Source organism: Petroclostridium sp. X23 (genome assembly GCF_030013905.1).
In the GTDB taxonomy this organism is placed as follows: domain Bacteria; phylum Bacillota; class Clostridia; order SK-Y3; family SK-Y3; genus X23.
In genome coordinates this window covers 1,874,151-1,891,681 of the sequence record NZ_CP124862.1, presented here as the reverse complement: position 1 = coordinate 1,891,681, position 17,531 = coordinate 1,874,151, and the positions used below count along the sequence as shown (strand labels likewise).

The window sequence follows — 17,531 nt, the reverse complement described above, 5'->3', positions numbered from 1 at the left end:
CTTCTAGTTTACCAAGTTATATATCACGCTAACAGTTAAGATTCCGTAGGGGCGGACGACTCTGTCCGCCCGCAGATAGGGTAATAGTACAGCGGGTGGACAGGGGCGTCCATCCCTACGATAATAGAACAGATATATTGAAACAAGAATAAAATATTGGTTTTTAAGAAAGAAGGATTGTATTTTAAATGAGGGTGGGGTGCTGATGGAGTTTGAATTGATTAAAGAACAGATTGTTCATCTGAATTCAAAGTTTGAAAAACAGCAGGTGATTGATTTTTTGGAAAAACAAAATCTCTCACTGGATAAAGGGGTGGAATATACCGTTGCTTTGGTTGATGGAGATAAAATGATTGGGACGGGCTCTTTTGAAGGGCGGATTCTAAAATGTATTGCAGTAGACGCACAGTATCAGAATAGAGGACTTTCAAATAAAATTATAACACACTTGGTGAATGAACAATATTGCCGGGGAAATACACATTTATTTCTTTACACAAAGCCGGAAAATGAATTCATGTTCTCGCAACTGGGATTTTATGAGATTTCCAGAGTACCGTCCAAAGTAATATTAATGGAAAACAAGCTGGGTGGATTGAAGCAGTATTTGACAGAAATCTCGTACCATAAGCAAAGAGGGGAAAATGTTGCTTCGATCGTAGTAAATTGCAATCCATTTACGTTAGGCCATTTATACCTTGTTGAATACGCAGCTTCAAGAAGTGACCATGTTCACCTCTTTGTGGTATGGGAAGATCAATCGGTCTTTCCGGCAGAAGTCAGATATAAGTTGGTAAAAGAAGGAGTAAAACATTTATCCAATGTTACTGTGCATAAAGGAAAGGATTATATTATTTCAAATGCTACGTTTCCTTCCTATTTCATAAAAGAGTACCAGGATGTAGTTGAGACACATGCAGCACTTGATCTAAGGATATTCGGACAGCATATCGCGCCGGTGATGGGGATTAACAAAAGATACGCCGGAGAAGAACCTTATTGCGCCGTTACAAGAACATATAATCAAAAGATGAAAGAGATTTTACCTCAATATGGTATTGAGGTAGTCCAAGTACCGCGAATGACTGTGGAGAGTAATGCAATCAGCGCCTCAAGAGTCAGGAAATATCTTCGAGAAGGGGAATTTGAAAAAATAAAAGTGCTGGTGCCTAAGACAACCTATTCATTTTTATGTTCTCAAGAGGCATTGGAAATTATAGAAAGAATTCGTGCGAGCAGTCAAAGACACTAAAGGAGGTTGTATAATGCTTGAGATTATCGAAAAAGCAGTGGCAGGAACACTGGAGTCCAGTGACATTACCATTTGGGTAGAAAAGAATGAAGGAAAAGGCATTGAAATCGAGTTAAAAAGTACAGTGCAAAACCAATTTGGCAATCAGATAAAAAAAGTAATCAAAGAGACACTTGAAGAAATGGGTGTAACCGATGTGATTGTTCATGCCAATGATAAAGGGGCACTGGATTGTACCATAAAAGCAAGGTTGTTGACAGCGGTGCACAGAGCAGCAAAAAATACAGATTATAACTGGGAGGAGAGATAGATGAAGCGATTAAGAAGAACCATGCTATATGTTCCGGGAAATAATCCGGGAATGATACGGGATGTTCATATTTATGGTTCCGACGCCATTATGTTTGATCTTGAAGATTCGGTGTCATTAAACGAAAAAGACGCAGCAAGATTTTTAGTCTACAATGCGTTAAAAACATTTGACTATGGAAAAACAGAAACAGTTGTAAGGGTAAATGGACTGGATACGCCTTTTGGTAAAGCGGATTTTGAAGCAATTGTACGGGCAAAACCCCATATCATTCGTCTGCCTAAGACCGAAAAGCCGGAAGACATTCATGAAGCAGACCAACTCATTACACATATTGAGAAAGAAGCTGGTATAGAACCGGGAACCATTAAGATGATGGCGGCAATTGAAAGTGCGCTGGGGGTCATCAATGCCTACGCGATTGCCACTGCCAGTCCGAGGTTGGTGGGGATTGCTATTGGGGCGGAGGATTTTGTCACTGATTTAAAAACTACCCGTTCGTTAGAAGGGATAGAGCTGCTCACTGCCAGAAGTCAAATTTTATTTGCGGCGAGAGCGGCAGGAATAGACGCACTGGATACGGTTTTCTCGGATGTAAATGATGAAGAAGGTTTTATAAACGAAGTAAAACTGATTAAACAGCTAGGATTTGACGGAAAATCTATTATCAATCCTCGTCAGATTGAGCCGGTGCATAAGATATTTACCCCTACTGAGGAAGAAATAAGAAAATCCGTTAGAGTAATAGAAGTGATTAAGGAAGCGGAAGCCAAAGGCTCCGGTGTAATCAGCTTAGATGGAAAAATGATTGATAAACCTATCGTAGATAGGGCTCGAAGAACGTTAGATTTAGCCGCTGCCGCGAGAGTATATGTTTAAGATGAGGTGATAAATGATGCAAAATAATATTGGCAGGCAAATTCCGGAAGAAATCATAGGACTCGGTAAACTGAAATCTTATCACGGTTTCAATAAAAAGGAACTAACAAAAGATACCGAAAGACTCAAGGAAAGGCAGACTTCTCCGGATCGGAATAAAATTGTACCTACATTGGAAAAAGCAATTCATGAAGCCGGGTTGAAAGATGGAATGACCATTTCGTTTCATCACCATTTCCGAAATGGCGATTATATCGTGAATATGGTGTTGGATACTATCGCAAAGTTGGGTATTAAAGACCTTGTAATTGCTTCCAGTTCTTTAACCGATATACACGCGCCACTCATTCACCATATCAACAATGGTGTGATACGGAGAATCGAAAGCAGCGGTTTGAGAGGCGCATTGGCCGAAGCTATCTCGGATGGGTTGATGGATATTCCTGTTTTATTGCGGTCCCATGGAGGAAGAGCAAGGGCTATCACCGGTGGAGAACTTCACATAGATGTTGCATTTTTAGGAGTGCCATCCTGTGACCCCTACGGAAATGCAAACGGATATTCCAGGGAAAGCTCGGTAGCATCGGTCTGCGGTGCGTTAGGCTATGCAAAAGTGGATGCACAATACGCAGATCAAGTCATCTTGATTACGGATAATATCGTCGGATTCCCCAATGTTCCTTTTGGGATTCCTCAATCCCATGTTGATTATATCGTGAAAGTGGATGCGATCGGCGACCCTAATGGCATTATGTCAGGAGCAACGAGATTTACTAAAAACCCGAGAGATCTTTTGATAGCAAAGCATGCTGCCGATGTGATAGAAGCATCGGGTTATTTTGAAGACGGCTTCTCTTTGCAAACCGGTTCAGGAGGTGCCTCTTTAGCCACAACCAGATTTTTAAGGGATAAAATGATTGCAAAAGGCATAAAAGCTAGTTTTGCGTTAGGAGGCATTACAGGTCAGATTGTCGATTTGCATGAGGAAGGGCTGATCAGAAAGCTTTTGGACGTTCAAAGCTTTGATCTTAAAGCAGCGGAGTCTCTCAAAAATAACCGGTATCATGCACAAATCGATGCTTCCTATTATGCCAATCCCGATAATGAGGGAAGTGCCGTCAATCAACTCGATATTGTAGTGCTAAGTGCTTTGGAGATAGATGTAGATTTTAATGTAAATGTAATCACAGGTTCGGATGGAATCATACGCGGAGCGATAGGAGGGCATTGCGATACCGCCGCCGGCGCATCTGTAGCTATCATCGTAGCACCGCTCATCCGCGGCAGGATGCCTACCATTTTAGACAGAGTGAATACCATCGTTACGCCGGGGAATACGGTGGATGTTCTTGTTACAGATCAAGGGATTGCGGTGAATCCTTTAAGGCAGGATTTATTACATCGTTTGAAAGAGGCAAAATTACCTGTATATTCCATCGAAGAATTGAAGGTTAAGGCTGAAAAAGTCGTTGGAAAACCGGATCCCATACAAGTTGAAGATAAAATCGTTGGTGTTGTGAACTACAGAAATGGTACGGTGATCGATGTGATCCGTCAGGTAAAAAGGGAGAGAAAATAATATATGAGCATTGCAAAAGAAGTGACTTTAAAAGAACTTCTTTTATCCAGGGACAGAAGAGCTGAAAGACAAAGGGAACTAATTAACCGTTTTGGAGTCGCACTTATCTCATTTACAATTAACATGCCGGGAAAATTCAAGGATACTCCGGTCAGCCGAACCCTTCATGGAGAAGGAATGCATGTTCTGCGCAAAGCATTGAGTGAAAAGGGGGCAATTGTACTTGACCAAGAGATATATAAGCCGATCACAGGACCGGAAGCGTATATATCTGTCAATATGGATGAGCTTGAACTTAAGAAAATACTAGTGGAAATCGAAGATCAACATCCGGTAGGAAGACTTTTTGACTTTGATGTGATTGATACAAGCTATCATATCGTGAAAAGGTCTGAAGTAGGACAGCCAAGTCGAAAATGCCTCATATGTGAGCAAGATGCTGTCATCTGTGTTCGAAGTCAACGGCATTCTTACGATGAGCTTATTGAAAAGATTAATATAACAGTAAAAGAGTATTTTAATCAAAAGTTTAATAAGCAATCTCTATTTGTATACTCACTGAATGATATATAAGCTTTTTTACAACAGTATACGATTTTTATATACCGTCTAGGATTACGCTTTTGTGTTTAGATGGTAATAAAATATAAAAATGTTATTTAAAGGAGGTGGAGTGGAGAATATTAGTTGTATAAGATCAAATGAAGGGGATTATGGTTAATTCCAAAACAATGAATGTATTTAAGTATAGGAGGATGATTATGAGAATTAAAAACAAGGCGGTAATGGTAATTGCTTCAATGCTAGTGTTAACTTTTATGTTTACAGCATGTAGTTCTGCAACATCCGGAAACAAAGAAACCAAATATCCGGTAAAGGCAATGGAGTTTATAGCACCCGGGGGAGCCGGTGGCGGTTGGGATTTAGCCATCAGAACGGTTGAGAAGACATTAAAGGATGCAAAGCTTGTATCTGTTCCAATGCCAATCACCAATAAGCCCGGCGGCGGCGGTGGGGTTACTTTATCCTACCTTCAGGAGAAAAAAGGAAGCGATAAAATTATATCGGTCTATTCTCCGCCATTATTGTTGATCAATTTAAACGGTTCGACTCAATTCAGCTATGAAAATACTACGCCTCTAGCAAGATTGCTTACCGATTATGGTGCGTTTGTTGTTGCTAAAGATTCAAAATATAAAACATTGGCGGATGTCATGGATGCGTTAAAGAAAGATCCCAAGAGTGTAAAAATCGGTGGTAATTCTTCTGCAGGAAGTATGGACCATATCCAGTTTCTAATTATTGCAAAAGCTGCCGGTGTTGAAAAGCTGAAAGAGATCGACTATGTAGCTTTTCAGGATAATGCAGGTGCCGCACAGGTTCTGGGGGGACACGTAGATTTATTATCTACCGGATTAGGTGATATTAAGCCTTTGCTTGAAAGCGGAGATATGAGAGCCCTTGGGTCAACAGCTCCGGAGCGTACAGGAGAAGGGGTCCTGGCTGAAGTGCCTACTGCGAAAGAACAGGGAATTGATGCTGTATTTGAAAACTGGAGAGGATTATTTGGCGCTCCGGAAATGCCTGAATATGCGGTAAAATATTGGTCCGAAACATTAGAAAAGATGGTGAAAACGCCTGAGTGGGCAGAAGCATGCAAAAGAAATGGTTGGGCTCCGGCTTATGCAAATGCTGAAGAGTTTAAGACATTTCTAAAAGAAACAAATGAACAGTACAAACAAATATTGGAAGAAATAGGGATGCTAAAAAAATAACTATATAAATAACACTAAGTACATTACAGATAGGCATAGAAGAAAAAAAGTGACATGGGGGATAGTCTGATTTAGCACGTAGAAGGGGTGAAGCACGGGGACGGACCTACTGCTGCGCTTGGTTTTTAGGGAAGCTGTAGGCCCGTCCCCGTGCTTTACGACTGACCGTTGAAGCATTTTTTCAGCATTCTCGAACTGTCCCGGTGTCACATTTTTGAACGAGTATGTAATATACTTAGTGTAACGTATATATATTAGGTACGGTAAAGATTTAGATAGAGTTTATTTCACGTGGGGAGTATGGAGTGAATAATGAATAGTGAAAAACTCCTTATTCCTCACTTAATAATATGTGGTTTCTTTAAATTTAAATGATTTGAGGTGAAAAAATGAATTTGCCGGCTTTAACAGGTATTATATCCATTATCTTTGGTGTTATCTATGGTATCCAAGCGTATAACTTGCCTAGGGCGAATGTAGGGAATCCCATAGCGCCTATATTGTTTCCATTGCTTTTGAGCGTTTTTATGATTATCTGCGGTATAGTTCTATTTATAAAAGAAACTGGAAAAAAAGAAGCGGTAAAAGAAAAAAAGCAGGATGCAAAAAAAGGAATGACACATTCCACCAAGCTGATTATATTCACTTGTGTTGCGAGTCTTATTTATGCTTTGGTATTTGAAGGACTTGGATATGTATTGTCTACTATATTGTTTATAGGTTCTATCCTGTTCGCGCTAAATGGAAAGCAGAACTGGAAGGTGAATATGATCGTAGCGGTGTGCTTTAGTGTGGGAATCTATTTTATATTCATGAAGCTTTTAGCGATTCCTCTTCCTATGCTGCCCATACTTGAAATATAATGATGGAGGTGATAAAATCATATGGATTCAGTATTAATTAATCTTTTTGACGGTTTTAAAGTTGCGATAGAAGCAGGTAATTTATTTTGGGTTACTTTAGGTGGTGTGCTAGGTACTATCATAGGGATGCTACCCGGGTTAGGGCCTGCAACTGGCGTTGCGGTTTTACTGCCTATGACTTTTTCCATGGGCCCGACCGCAGCACTCATTACCATGTGCGGAGTCTATTACGGCGCTATGTTTGGCGGTTCCAGAAGTTCCATATTGATTAACACGCCGGGAGATGGTGCAGCTTTGGCTGCGACCTTTGACGGATATCCGATGGCGATGAATGGACGTGCTGAAGCTGCACTTGCAATGTCAGCGATTGCCTCATTTATCGGCGGACTAATCGCTACTGTTTTCATGGTATTGTTGGCAGAGCCGGTTGCAAGATTTGCACTTAAATTTGGCCCGGCGGAATATTTCCTGTTGATGCTTGCCGCGCTGTCGGCGACGGCCTCCATGTCCAAAGATAATCTGGTAAGAGGATTCATTTCCATGTTTTTCGGTCTGGCAATCTCTACTGTTGGATTGGATGCTCAGTCAGGTGTTGAACGATTTACCTTTGGCATATTGGAACTACAGTCGGGAATTGACTTCCTTATTGTAATCATAGCTATTTATGCACTTGGGGAAGTGTTTAAGAGCTTTGCGGAAATTCACGAAGGCAAGAAAAAAATGCAGACAAAGTTTGGTAAGATATGGATCACAAAAGAAGACTGGAAGAGAAGCTGGCTTCCTATTTTAAGGAGTACGCCGCTTGGGTTTATCATAGGTGCGCTTCCTGGAGCAGGAGGGACCATGGCGTCATTGATGGCATATAACAATGAAAAGCAGATGTCTAAGAATCCAGAGGATTTCGGAAAAGGTGAAATCGTTGGTTTGGCGGCTCCTGAAGCCGCGAATAATGCTGCTTCTGTAGGTGCTTTGATACCGATGTTAACACTGGGCATTCCGGGTTCAGGAACAACCGCAGTCATGATGGGAGCGTTATTGATGCTAGGACTTCAACCGGGGCCATTGCTGTTTACCCAGCATCCTGATATCGCTTGGGGATTGATTGCCAGTATGTTCGTAGGAAACGTTATTTTAGCAATTGTCAACATACCGCTGGCAGGCATTCTGGTGAGAGTATTGGCGACACCACCGAAAATCCTTTATCCTATCGTTTTAGGATTGGCATTTATTGGTACGTATGCGATAGGTAACAACGTGATAGATTTTTATTTATTGGTGATATTCGGACTGGTAGGACTCTTCATGCATGCGGCAGGTGTGCCAACAGCACCTATGCTTTTAGGTGTAATTGTAGGAAACAGTATGGAAGTATCTTTCAGGCAGGCATTGGTCATTTCAAATGGCAGCTTTGGTATTTTTACAGGATCACCTATCGCCATTGTATTAATTATTGTCACCGTTGTGTCAATAGTATATCCGTTTTTGAAAGATTATTTGAAAGCCAAAAAGAATACTGCGGCAATATAGATATATTAAATGCATTAAGGATTTTACATGAAATATATTACTTTAGTGAGGAGTGGATAGTGAGGAGAATGTAAAGACTCCTCACTCCCCACTATCCACTCCTCACTAAATAAAGGGTGATCATATGACCTTAAAAACCGAATTATGTGAATATATAAGTAAATGCGCCGTTCAATCTATGCTCTATGAGGTCACGGCCACCCCAAAGCCTGGCCTTGTGGATAGGGCCAATTCCGGCGCGCATAAAGACATGGATTTTTTTTCGTTCATGTCAAGCAGTACCGTATTAGGACCGTTCTTCTATAGGTGTGCCCGCAAAGGCGTTGAGTATGACAGTCCAAATGTTGAAGGATTATTCCATCAAATCAGAGGATTGGGTGTAGAAGCAGAGCATAAAATGTTCCAGGCTACCGGAGGAGTGAATACGCATAAAGGACTTATTTTTTCTTTAGGCATTATATGCACTGCTGCCGGATACTATTTTTTAAATAAGACAGAGTTTCAAGTCTCTATAGAAAAAATATGCCATATCGTATCACAAATGACCAAAGGGATCACACAACGTGAACTTGTAAATATATGTAGAGCACAAGGTTTAACTTATGGGGAAAGACTGTATAAAAAATATGGAATAAAAGGTATTCGAGGAGAAGTGGAAGAAGGTTTTATTACAGTTCGTACAGCATCTCTCCCGATTTTTTTGAAACTGATGAAAGAAGAAAAAGGACACATTAACGATGTCTTGGTACAGGTATTGCTGCATTTGATGGCTGTGACTGAAGATACAAATGTGATTGCACGGCATAATATGGGTATGCTTGAGTATGTAAAGGAAAATGCCGCTGCCGCTTTAGAATTAGGTGGGATATATACAGAAGAGGGTAAAGCATTTTTAACAAGTATGGATATAGATTTCATAGAAAAAAATATTAGCCCTGGGGGATGTGCGGATTTACTTGCTGTAACCACCATGTTTTATCTTCTGACATTAAGAAAACAGCATATTGAATAGCATTGCGTTATATGAAAAAGGGAACACTGGCGAATTTTTGGAGGAGATAGCAGACCAAAAGGATAAGCTAGTACCAGTGTTCCTTTTCATATTTATACCAACACAAGAAATATAATTAACAAGGTTTTATAAAATTATAAATTTTAGATAGAAGGACATTAAAAAGGTAAAGCGTGCTGCTTTACCTTTTTGATGCGTCATTTCTTAAGGTTCTGTTCTAACTCTTTGCTGCGTATTCTTATTTTTTAAGCTGTTAGTAATCAATTCGCTTGCATAGCCCATCGGACATACTTGACACCAACTTCGCGGCTTAAATATGATCCCCATAATAATGCCCAGTGTCAGCGAAGCGGTCATAAGCCTGAAAATCGCGAAGGCAATTTTGGTGATATTAAAACCCGCATGACTTAACGATATGGAAAACATGATCATCATTATTCCCAGCATAACTTTTTTTGCTGTTTTCCCCCGTAAGCTTTTAGGTAAGTTATTATTCAAGTTAATATGTGTTAAAAACTTCCCTAACAAAGAACCTCTCGGACAGTAATGAGAACAATGGACTTTCCCTCTTCCCCGTAAAGCATGATATAAAGGGACGGTCATGCAAATCAATCCTAACAAACCGAAGCGGATATCAAGAATTGACAGCATAATGAACAACACCATAAGTATCCAGGACCATTCTTGATGATTTTTTCTTTTCATAACAAATACCTCCATAATAATAATAATCAATTTATTTGTACTATCTTTTGTGTTAGCAATTTTACATTTCTCATAATACATTATACGGGTATAGGGTATAAATGTCAACCTCTGAATGAAAAAAATTTATAAATTTTTTTCCGATTTTCGAACGATGAAGCACTTTATCACACCCTCCTATTTTGGAGTATAATACTGCCAATATTACAGCAATGTTAAGAGAATATTACAAAAATATTATTTGCTATATACCCCCAATTATTAAAAAGTATTTTCGAATATATATAGTAAACCAAATGAGTTAGGGAGGTATTTAAATTGAAAAAAATAATTAGTACAGTTCTAGTAGTATCACTTGTGCTATCGGCGGGTATGTCGACAGCATTTGCCGGTTCTAAAGGGAAGGTTCCACCGGGATTGGCTAAAAAAGGGCTTAAGGTCCCACCGGGTATAGCAAAAAAAATATTTAATGATCTGGATAACTATCCATGGGCTGAAGATGCCATTGAAAAGATGAACTTAAAAGGATTGATTAAGGGATACGGAGATGGAATATTTGCTCCACGTAATGCCGTCACAAAACTTGAGGCAGTGATCATGGCACTGAGAGTGATGGGATGGGAGGGAGAAACAAAAGATATTAACGAACTACCGAAAAAATATAAAGGAAAAGACATAGCTGATTGGGCTAAAGGCTATATAACAGTAGCTTATGAAAAAGAAATTCTTGATGATGTAGATATGATGTATTTTAACCCCCAGGAGCCGGCAAAAAGGCATGAAGTTGCGAAGTATGTGATTAGAGCGCTTGGTTATGAAGGTGAAGCTGAAGACCACATGGACGCAGAGTTATCTTTTGTAGATGCGGCTGCTGTTCCAGTAGGGTCAGTCGGATATGTTTATATGGTTAATCAAATGAAGATCATGCAAGGTGATAATGAAAAAAGATTTAATCCGATGGGTACGTTAACAAGAGCGGAGATGGCAGTATTATTTGAAAGAGTTGATGATAAGGTAGACAGCGATATAGATGAAGATGAGCTTGAAGGAGTAATTTACCGGATTGATGATGATAAAATCACACTTAGAGTAAATGGACAATTAAAGACTTATGAAGTAGAAGATGATATTGTTGTTTATGATCAAGATGGAAGGATAGACTACGATGATATCCAAAAAGGAAATACAGCCATATTACAATTTGAAGACGATGAAGTAGTATATATAGAAGTTGTTGACGAAGATGCAGATGATGATAAAATCATTAAACGGTATGCCGGTACAGTACTGGATGTAGACAGTACTGGTGATAGCAGCATAACCCTGCAGAATCAAACAATGAAATTGATTTTTGAAGTGACCGATGATACGAACGTATATTTTAAAAGGGTAGAAGGCAGCTTTGAAGATATTGAAGCCAATGATGCTGCGACCATAGTGGTGGATAATAAGAATAGAGCAAGAACTATCTATATCAATAGAACCACAGAACAACAAACTGAAAAGGAAATTGAAGGAACCATTACAAGTATCGATTTAACCGGAGTGTATCATATCTCTATCGACGATGAATCATACACCCTTTCAGAAGATGCCGATGTAGAAATAGATGGAACAAACGCTGACTTGGAAGACCTGGGTATCGGAGATGATGTCATAGTAAAAATAATCGATGATGTAGTTACAAGTATAGAAGTTGAAAATCAGACAGATGAAGTGGAAGGAATTATAAATGACATTACACAAAGTACGATTAAGGTGAAAGCAGGCAGTGAGATTAAACAATACCAATATGCCGATGTGTTTATGGTCTATGTAAATGGGCAGGTAGAAGGTTTTAATGATCTGGAAAAAGGCATGGATGTAGAATTAGAGGTTAGAAACAATCTTGTGTATAGAATTGAAGCGAGCGATAATAGATTTGAAATTGACGGAGAAATAGATTCCATTACACATGATAGTAGCGGCGTACAGCTAACGATTGACGAAGGTACTGAAGAAAACAGATATGCAGTCAGTGATGATGTAGAAATAGAAATTGATTCAGATGATGATCAGGATATTTCAGACCTTGAAATTGACCAAGAAGGTACATTTGAAATCGTTAATAATACGATCGTTGAAATTACAATTAAATAACGGAACATAAGTAAGTAACTTATGATTGATTATCAAAGCGGGACCGGAAGATGAATTATTATAAATATAATGCGTCTTCCAGTCCCGTTTTTTTTATTAAGATGGTTAAAAGGTTACACATTTTGTAACAATTGAGTATTATATAGTAAAAACAGTTTTGCGAGGTGATTTTATTGTTTAATTATATTTCTTCTTTCCAATGTCCGAAAGGAACAGCGCCTTACGTAATTAAGCCAGGAGATACGCTGGGAAGCATTGCGCGCCGTTACAATACAACAGTACAAGCGATTTATAATGTTAACCCGGGGATAGACCCGTATATGCTGCAAATCGGACAACAAATCTGCATCCCTTTAAGACAGCAGGAATACCCGTCATGTCCCACAACAAATTACTATGTGGTAAAAGTGGGAGATACCATGGAGTCCATTGCGGAGTATTTTAATATTACTTTTGAGGAACTCCTTCAGGCAAATCTGGGAGTGGAGCCGGGAGAACTCTATGAGGATATGTATCTTTGCATCCCAATTGCGCCACCGCCCATCAGCGTAGCAGTCAATACCAATAATAAAACATTGATTGTATACCGGGGAGACCGGATCGCTAAAACCTATCCGGTTGCGGTTGGAAGCCCGGAAACACCTACACCCAAAGGTACATATACGGTTCTATATAAGGAAGTGACGCCGGAGGCAGGATACGGGCTAAGACTCCTGGGATTGTCGTTGCCAAATTATTTCATTCACGGGACAAACAACCCTAATATTGTGGGAAGTGCGTCTACCAATGGCAATATTGTAATGACCAATGATGCTATTGACAACTTTTTTAATTTGGCACCTGTAGGAACAATGGTAAAAATATTTTAAGGAGAGAGGGTGATATGATGTTTAGCTATATATCCGTTCCTCAATGTCCCACAGGGGCAATACCGTATATCATTAAAGCGGGGGATACGCTTACTAAAATCGCACAGCAGTATAATACAACCCTTCAAGCAATTATTAGCTTCAATCCGGGAATAAACCCAGATAGGCTTTTCATAGGGCAGCAGATTTGTGTTCCCCAGCCGCAAACCCCGCCTGGTGTATGTCCGGCAGGCACTGGGCCTTATATTATTAAAGCGGGGGATACATTAACAAGGATTGCGCAGCAGAATAATACCACTGTTCAGGCCATACTCAATGCCAACCCCGGAATCGATCCGTACAGGCTTTTGATTGGACAGCAAATTTGTGTTCCCCAGAATTTACCGGCGGCTTGCCCGGTAGGATCAGTACCTTATGTCATTAAGGCAGGAGATACGCTGGGTGCTGTCGCAAAACAATATAATACCACTGTGGATGCTATTATCAATATTAATCCTGGAATAGACCCAAACAGGCTAGTAATTGGCCAAAGAATATGCATACCTAAAAATGAACCACAAACCTATGCAGGATGCCCGGAAGCCAATTATTACGTTATCGCACGGGGAGATACACTGTATTCTATTGCCGGTTATTTTAATGTATCCATTAGCGAACTGGTAAGGTTAAATCCTCAAATCAATCCCAATAATCTGATCGTTGGGCAGGCAATCTGCATCCCTGTAGCGCCTTCTCCGGTTCGGATAGAAGTGAATAAAAACGCTTTCAGGCTTACGTTATATAGAAATGGGAATATATTTAAGACTTATCCGGTAGCAATCGGAAAACCGGATACGCCCACGCCGGAAGGGACTTTTAGTATTGTAAATAAGCAGGTGAATCCGGGAGGGCCTTTCGGTACCCGGTGGATGGGATTATCCAAGCCACACTACGGTATTCATGGTACCAGTGCGCCGTCTTCCATTGGAAAGATGGAATCCAATGGCTGTATAAGAATGTACAATAGTGATGTGAACGAGTTGTTTAATTATGTACCGGTAGGAACAGAAGTAAGAATATTCTAGAGCCACATGCTATACAAAAAAATCAGTTAACTATCCATTGGTTAACTGATTTTTTGATTAAAATAATTTTGAAATACTATATTATTTTTGTAATTCTTGTTTTCCGGTTATTTTGCTTTTATCATCCATTTTAAATGTAGATTGGGCTTCTTCAGTAGTAAAATACACGTTTCCATCAACAGTAGCATCCACTAACTGGAAGTTGGGGGCAGAGACATATAGGTCACCTTTGAAGGTGCCGCTTTGAATCCTCGCTTCCGGACTATTAATTGTTAATTTCGGTGCCGTTAGAGTGAATCTGCCGGTGACGTTGCGCTGATCATCTTGCGTGTATAAAGCGATTTTACGTTGAATAATATCCTTGCCGTCAGCATCTTTCTTACCGTTTTTAAATTCACCATCCAGTACCAGTTCTTTATCAAAAGTCAAATCTTTTATGGTTGCAATAAGCCATGTACCGTTGTTGCTTATAGCCTTTTCAAACGCAGCTTCTTCATCTACTATCGAAGCTGTTGTTGTTACATCCGGCGTTGTTTCCGGCGGTGTTGTTTGTGGCGGAGCTGTTGGTGCCGGTTCAGGTTGCTCAGGCTGTTGAGCGCATCCTGCAAAAATAGCAATAGATAGTGCTAACATAAGTAATATAATTTTAGTTTTCATTGGAAGTCCTCCTTATGATAATGTAAATTTTACTTCAAATACATTATTACCAAAATAATAAAAATAAATGTAAAACCTATTACTTTACCGAACAATAATTTTTAAAATTAATGCGAAATGGGATATTATGCTTGTATTGCATTTTTGTATAATTGTATACATCTCCTCTTGTTTATAGAGTATTTTTATCGTATAATTAAACTGTTCAAAATTGAGATAAACATATTGAAAATCTTGCATTTTCAATATGTAAAAAATATAAGGAGGGTTAAAATGGTATCGGTTCATAATAAGGGTGCCTATCTATATAGAGGCAATACGATATTAGGTTATGAGGACCAGATTTCATTAGATGAGGTATCCAATTATTTATCAGGAAAGGGAGAATCAATAGCTGATATAGGGCAACTGTTTGATCGGGAAGCATCACGCAAGAATACAATTGCTTACGGTATTCTGACGGGACATAATACTTCTGATGATGTGGTGAAACTGAAAATAAAGTTTGATGTACTTGCATCACATGACATTACTTATGTAGGTATTCTGCAGACTGCAAAAGCAAGCGGTTTGCAGCAGTTTCCAATTCCATATGTTTTGACGAATTGTCATAACAGCCTTTGTGCGGTAGGCGGAACCATTAATGAGGATGACCACGTTTTCGGCCTTTCGGCAGCCAAAAAATACGGTGGAATCTATGTACCTGCTCACCAAGCTGTAATACATCAGTATATGAGAGAAATGATGTCTTCTTGTGGAAGTATGATTTTAGGATCAGATAGTCATACGCGTTATGGGGCGCTTGGAACCATGGGAATTGGTGAAGGCGGGCCGGAACTTGTAAAGCAGCTGCTTAGCAAAACTTATGATGTAACCTATCCCGAAGTGATTGCAGTATATTTGGAAGGAACTCCTAAATTGGGTATTGGACCTCAGGATGTTGCTCTTTCTATTATCGGAGCCGTATTTGATAAAGGGTTTGTTAAAAATAAAGTTCTTGAGTTTGTTGGTCCTGGCATTTCAGGCTTATCCGTTGATTTCAGAAACGGTATTGATGTTATGACCACAGAGACGACCTGCTTAAGTTCAATCTGGTGTACAGACGAAAAGGTTAAGGAATACTATGAAACCCACGGGCGTCCGCAAGGCTATACCAAATTGGAACCGGGGCTTGTTTCTTATTATGACGGTTTGATCAAGGTGGATTTGAGTAAGGTTGAACCTATGATTGCGCTTCCATTCCATCCAAGCAATGTGTTTAGCATATCCGAACTTAATAAGAATGCCGGAGAAATATTAAAGACGGTAGAAGCGGAAGGCCAAAAATTAATGGGTAATTCCGATACAAAGTTTAATCTTACCGATAAAATTGTGGATGGAAGGATAAAAGTAGACCAAGGGATTATTGCAGGTTGTGCAGGAGGAACATTTGAAAATATCTGCATGGCTTCAGAAATCATAAGCAATCATTCTGTTGGAAGTGACTACTTCAATATGAGTGTTTACCCAGCCAGTCAGCCAATCTATATGGAGCTTATTAAGAATGGCTCAATATCCAAGCTGATGGAAGCAGGCGTTACTTTAAAAACAGCATTTTGCGGACCATGTTTTGGAGCTGGAGATGTGCCGGCAAATAATGGCCTCAGTATAAGACATTCAACAAGAAACTTCCCGAGCAGAGAAGGTTCGAAGCCAGGTTCGGGGCAGATCGCATCCGTTGCTTTAATGGATTCATTGTCTATTGCTGCAACGGCTGTAAATGGCGGATTTTTAACCCCTGCTACTGAAATTGATTTTAACGCATCAGCCCCAACCTATAGCTTCAACAAAGAAGTATATAAGAATAGAATTTATAATGGCTTTAGTGAACCGGAACTTGATGCGGAGTTGAAATATGGACCAAACATTGCGGACTGGCCCAAGATGTCCGCGCTTACGGATAACATATTGCTAAAAATGGTGTCGGTAATCAATGACCCTGTTACAACCACAGATGAGCTGATTCCATCGGGAGAAACATCTTCGTACCGTTCCAACCCTATGAAATTAGCGGAGTTTACGTTATCAAGGAAGGATCCGCAATATGTAGGAAGAGCGAAGGCGGTACATGAATTGGAGAAAGCCAGAGGCTCTTTCTTGGAGAATGGTGTGGGCAATGAAGAATTAAAGAGTGTTTTCTCATTAATTGCTGGAAAAGAAAATATTTCAAATGAAGAATTAACTGCGATTGCCGGAACAACGATTGTTGGAAGCACGATTTTCGCTGTAAAACCTGGGGATGGTTCTGCACGTGAGCAAGCTGCTTCATGTCAGAAGGTATTGGGCGGTCTTGGGAATATCGCTGTAGAGTATGCTACAAAGAGATACAGGAGCAACCTTATTAACTGGGGCATTTTGCCTCTTACCGTTTCAGATATGGAGAAATGTGATTTCCAGGTAGGAGATTATGTTTATATTGAAGGGATAAGAGAGGCAATCCTTAATGGCACGGAAACTGTTAAAGCATATATAATTAATGAAAAGAGCAGAAGAGAGATCATACTTCAAATTCAGAATTTGACTGCGGATGAAAGAGAAATCATTTTGGCCGGCAGCCTGATTAACTACTATGCAGCAAGCAAGAACAAATAATATACATTAGATAATAACTATAATTGTCATGGTATTGACGAATACGTAAAAATAATAGAAACAATAAAGTTTGATTAAACGCCCGTGAGTGTTTGCAAGAGAAATCTTGTATGCATTCACGGGTTTTTTTATGTTTTTATGTATTTACTATGAATATATAAGTAATATTTCCAATAGATGAAATATATGATAAAATTATCATTGTCGATATATAGATAAAAAAGGAGAAAAAAGAAAAATAAGCGATTAATGGCAAATCAATAAGTGCA

The 17,531-nt window shown here is 39.5% G+C and carries 15 protein-coding genes and 1 pseudogene; 14 read left to right on the top strand and 2 right to left on the bottom strand.

The window, feature by feature from the left end:
• Positions 1-205: 205 nt before the first annotated feature.
• The 9 genes from citC (at position 206) to citG (ending at position 9,197) form a co-directional block, all read left to right on the top strand.
• Complete coding sequence (gene citC, locus QKW49_RS09205) at positions 206-1,252, top strand: [citrate (pro-3S)-lyase] ligase (protein WP_282867254.1); 1,047 nt, start codon at positions 206-208, stop codon at positions 1,250-1,252.
• 13 nt (positions 1,253-1,265) lie between these two features.
• Positions 1,266-1,562, top strand: coding sequence for a citrate lyase acyl carrier protein (gene citD / locus QKW49_RS09200; protein WP_282867253.1), 297 nt, complete (start codon positions 1,266-1,268; stop codon positions 1,560-1,562).
• Entirely contained in the window at positions 1,563-2,441 is an 879-nt protein-coding gene (gene citE, locus QKW49_RS09195) for a citrate (pro-3S)-lyase subunit beta (protein ID WP_282867252.1), read from the top strand. It begins immediately after the preceding gene.
• Between the two features lie 13 nt (positions 2,442-2,454).
• Complete coding sequence (gene citF / locus QKW49_RS09190) at positions 2,455-4,020, top strand: citrate lyase subunit alpha (RefSeq protein ID WP_282867251.1); 1,566 nt, start codon at positions 2,455-2,457, stop codon at positions 4,018-4,020.
• 3 nt (positions 4,021-4,023) lie between these two features.
• Positions 4,024-4,593, top strand: coding sequence for a citrate lyase holo-[acyl-carrier protein] synthase (citX, locus tag QKW49_RS09185; RefSeq protein WP_282867250.1), 570 nt, complete (start codon positions 4,024-4,026; stop codon positions 4,591-4,593).
• A gap of 188 nt (positions 4,594-4,781) precedes the next feature.
• A complete protein-coding gene (locus QKW49_RS09180; RefSeq protein WP_282867249.1) occupies positions 4,782-5,795 on the top strand; it encodes a tripartite tricarboxylate transporter substrate-binding protein in 1,014 nt (337 codons plus the stop codon).
• A gap of 389 nt (positions 5,796-6,184) precedes the next feature.
• Positions 6,185-6,658 carry a tripartite tricarboxylate transporter TctB family protein gene (locus QKW49_RS09175; protein ID WP_282867248.1) on the top strand — a complete coding sequence of 158 codons (474 nt, stop codon included), beginning with the start codon at positions 6,185-6,187 and terminating at the stop codon, positions 6,656-6,658.
• 21 nt (positions 6,659-6,679) lie between these two features.
• Complete coding sequence (locus QKW49_RS09170; RefSeq protein ID WP_282867247.1) at positions 6,680-8,185, top strand: tripartite tricarboxylate transporter permease; 1,506 nt, start codon at positions 6,680-6,682, stop codon at positions 8,183-8,185.
• A gap of 124 nt (positions 8,186-8,309) precedes the next feature.
• Entirely contained in the window at positions 8,310-9,197 is an 888-nt protein-coding gene (gene citG, locus QKW49_RS09165; protein WP_282867246.1) for a triphosphoribosyl-dephospho-CoA synthase CitG, read from the top strand.
• Between the two features lie 204 nt (positions 9,198-9,401).
• On the opposite strand, the gene QKW49_RS09160 is transcribed toward citG, so the two are convergent.
• Positions 9,402-9,902, bottom strand: coding sequence for a 4Fe-4S binding protein (locus QKW49_RS09160; protein ID WP_282867245.1), 501 nt, complete (start codon positions 9,900-9,902; stop codon positions 9,402-9,404).
• 318 nt (positions 9,903-10,220) lie between these two features.
• Between QKW49_RS09160 and QKW49_RS09155 the strand changes: the two genes are divergently transcribed.
• The 4 genes and pseudogenes from QKW49_RS09155 (at position 10,221) to QKW49_RS09140 (ending at position 13,974) form a co-directional block, all read left to right on the top strand.
• Entirely contained in the window at positions 10,221-12,041 is a 1,821-nt protein-coding gene (locus tag QKW49_RS09155) for an S-layer homology domain-containing protein (protein ID WP_282867244.1), read from the top strand.
• A gap of 173 nt (positions 12,042-12,214) precedes the next feature.
• Positions 12,215-12,910, top strand: a complete 696-nt coding sequence (locus QKW49_RS09150) for a LysM peptidoglycan-binding domain-containing protein (RefSeq protein ID WP_282867243.1) — start codon at positions 12,215-12,217, stop codon at positions 12,908-12,910.
• 14 nt (positions 12,911-12,924) lie between these two features.
• Positions 12,925-13,620 (top strand): annotated as a pseudogene (locus QKW49_RS09145) (LysM peptidoglycan-binding domain-containing protein); the annotation flags it as partial.
• Positions 13,621-13,974: a L,D-transpeptidase gene (locus tag QKW49_RS09140; protein WP_282868101.1), complete on the top strand. Its 354-nt coding sequence runs from the start codon at positions 13,621-13,623 to the stop codon at positions 13,972-13,974. It abuts the pseudogene before it with no gap.
• 81 nt (positions 13,975-14,055) lie between these two features.
• On the opposite strand, the gene QKW49_RS09135 is transcribed toward QKW49_RS09140, so the two are convergent.
• Positions 14,056-14,631 (bottom strand): hypothetical protein, encoded by a 576-nt coding sequence (locus QKW49_RS09135; protein ID WP_282867242.1) that lies wholly within the window; start codon positions 14,629-14,631, stop codon positions 14,056-14,058.
• A 273-nt stretch (positions 14,632-14,904) separates the two neighbouring features.
• Here QKW49_RS09135 and QKW49_RS09130 point away from each other — a divergent pair, with 273 nt between their 5' ends.
• Entirely contained in the window at positions 14,905-17,262 is a 2,358-nt protein-coding gene (locus tag QKW49_RS09130; RefSeq protein WP_282867241.1) for a hydratase, read from the top strand.
• The last annotated feature ends 269 nt before the right edge of the window (positions 17,263-17,531 follow it).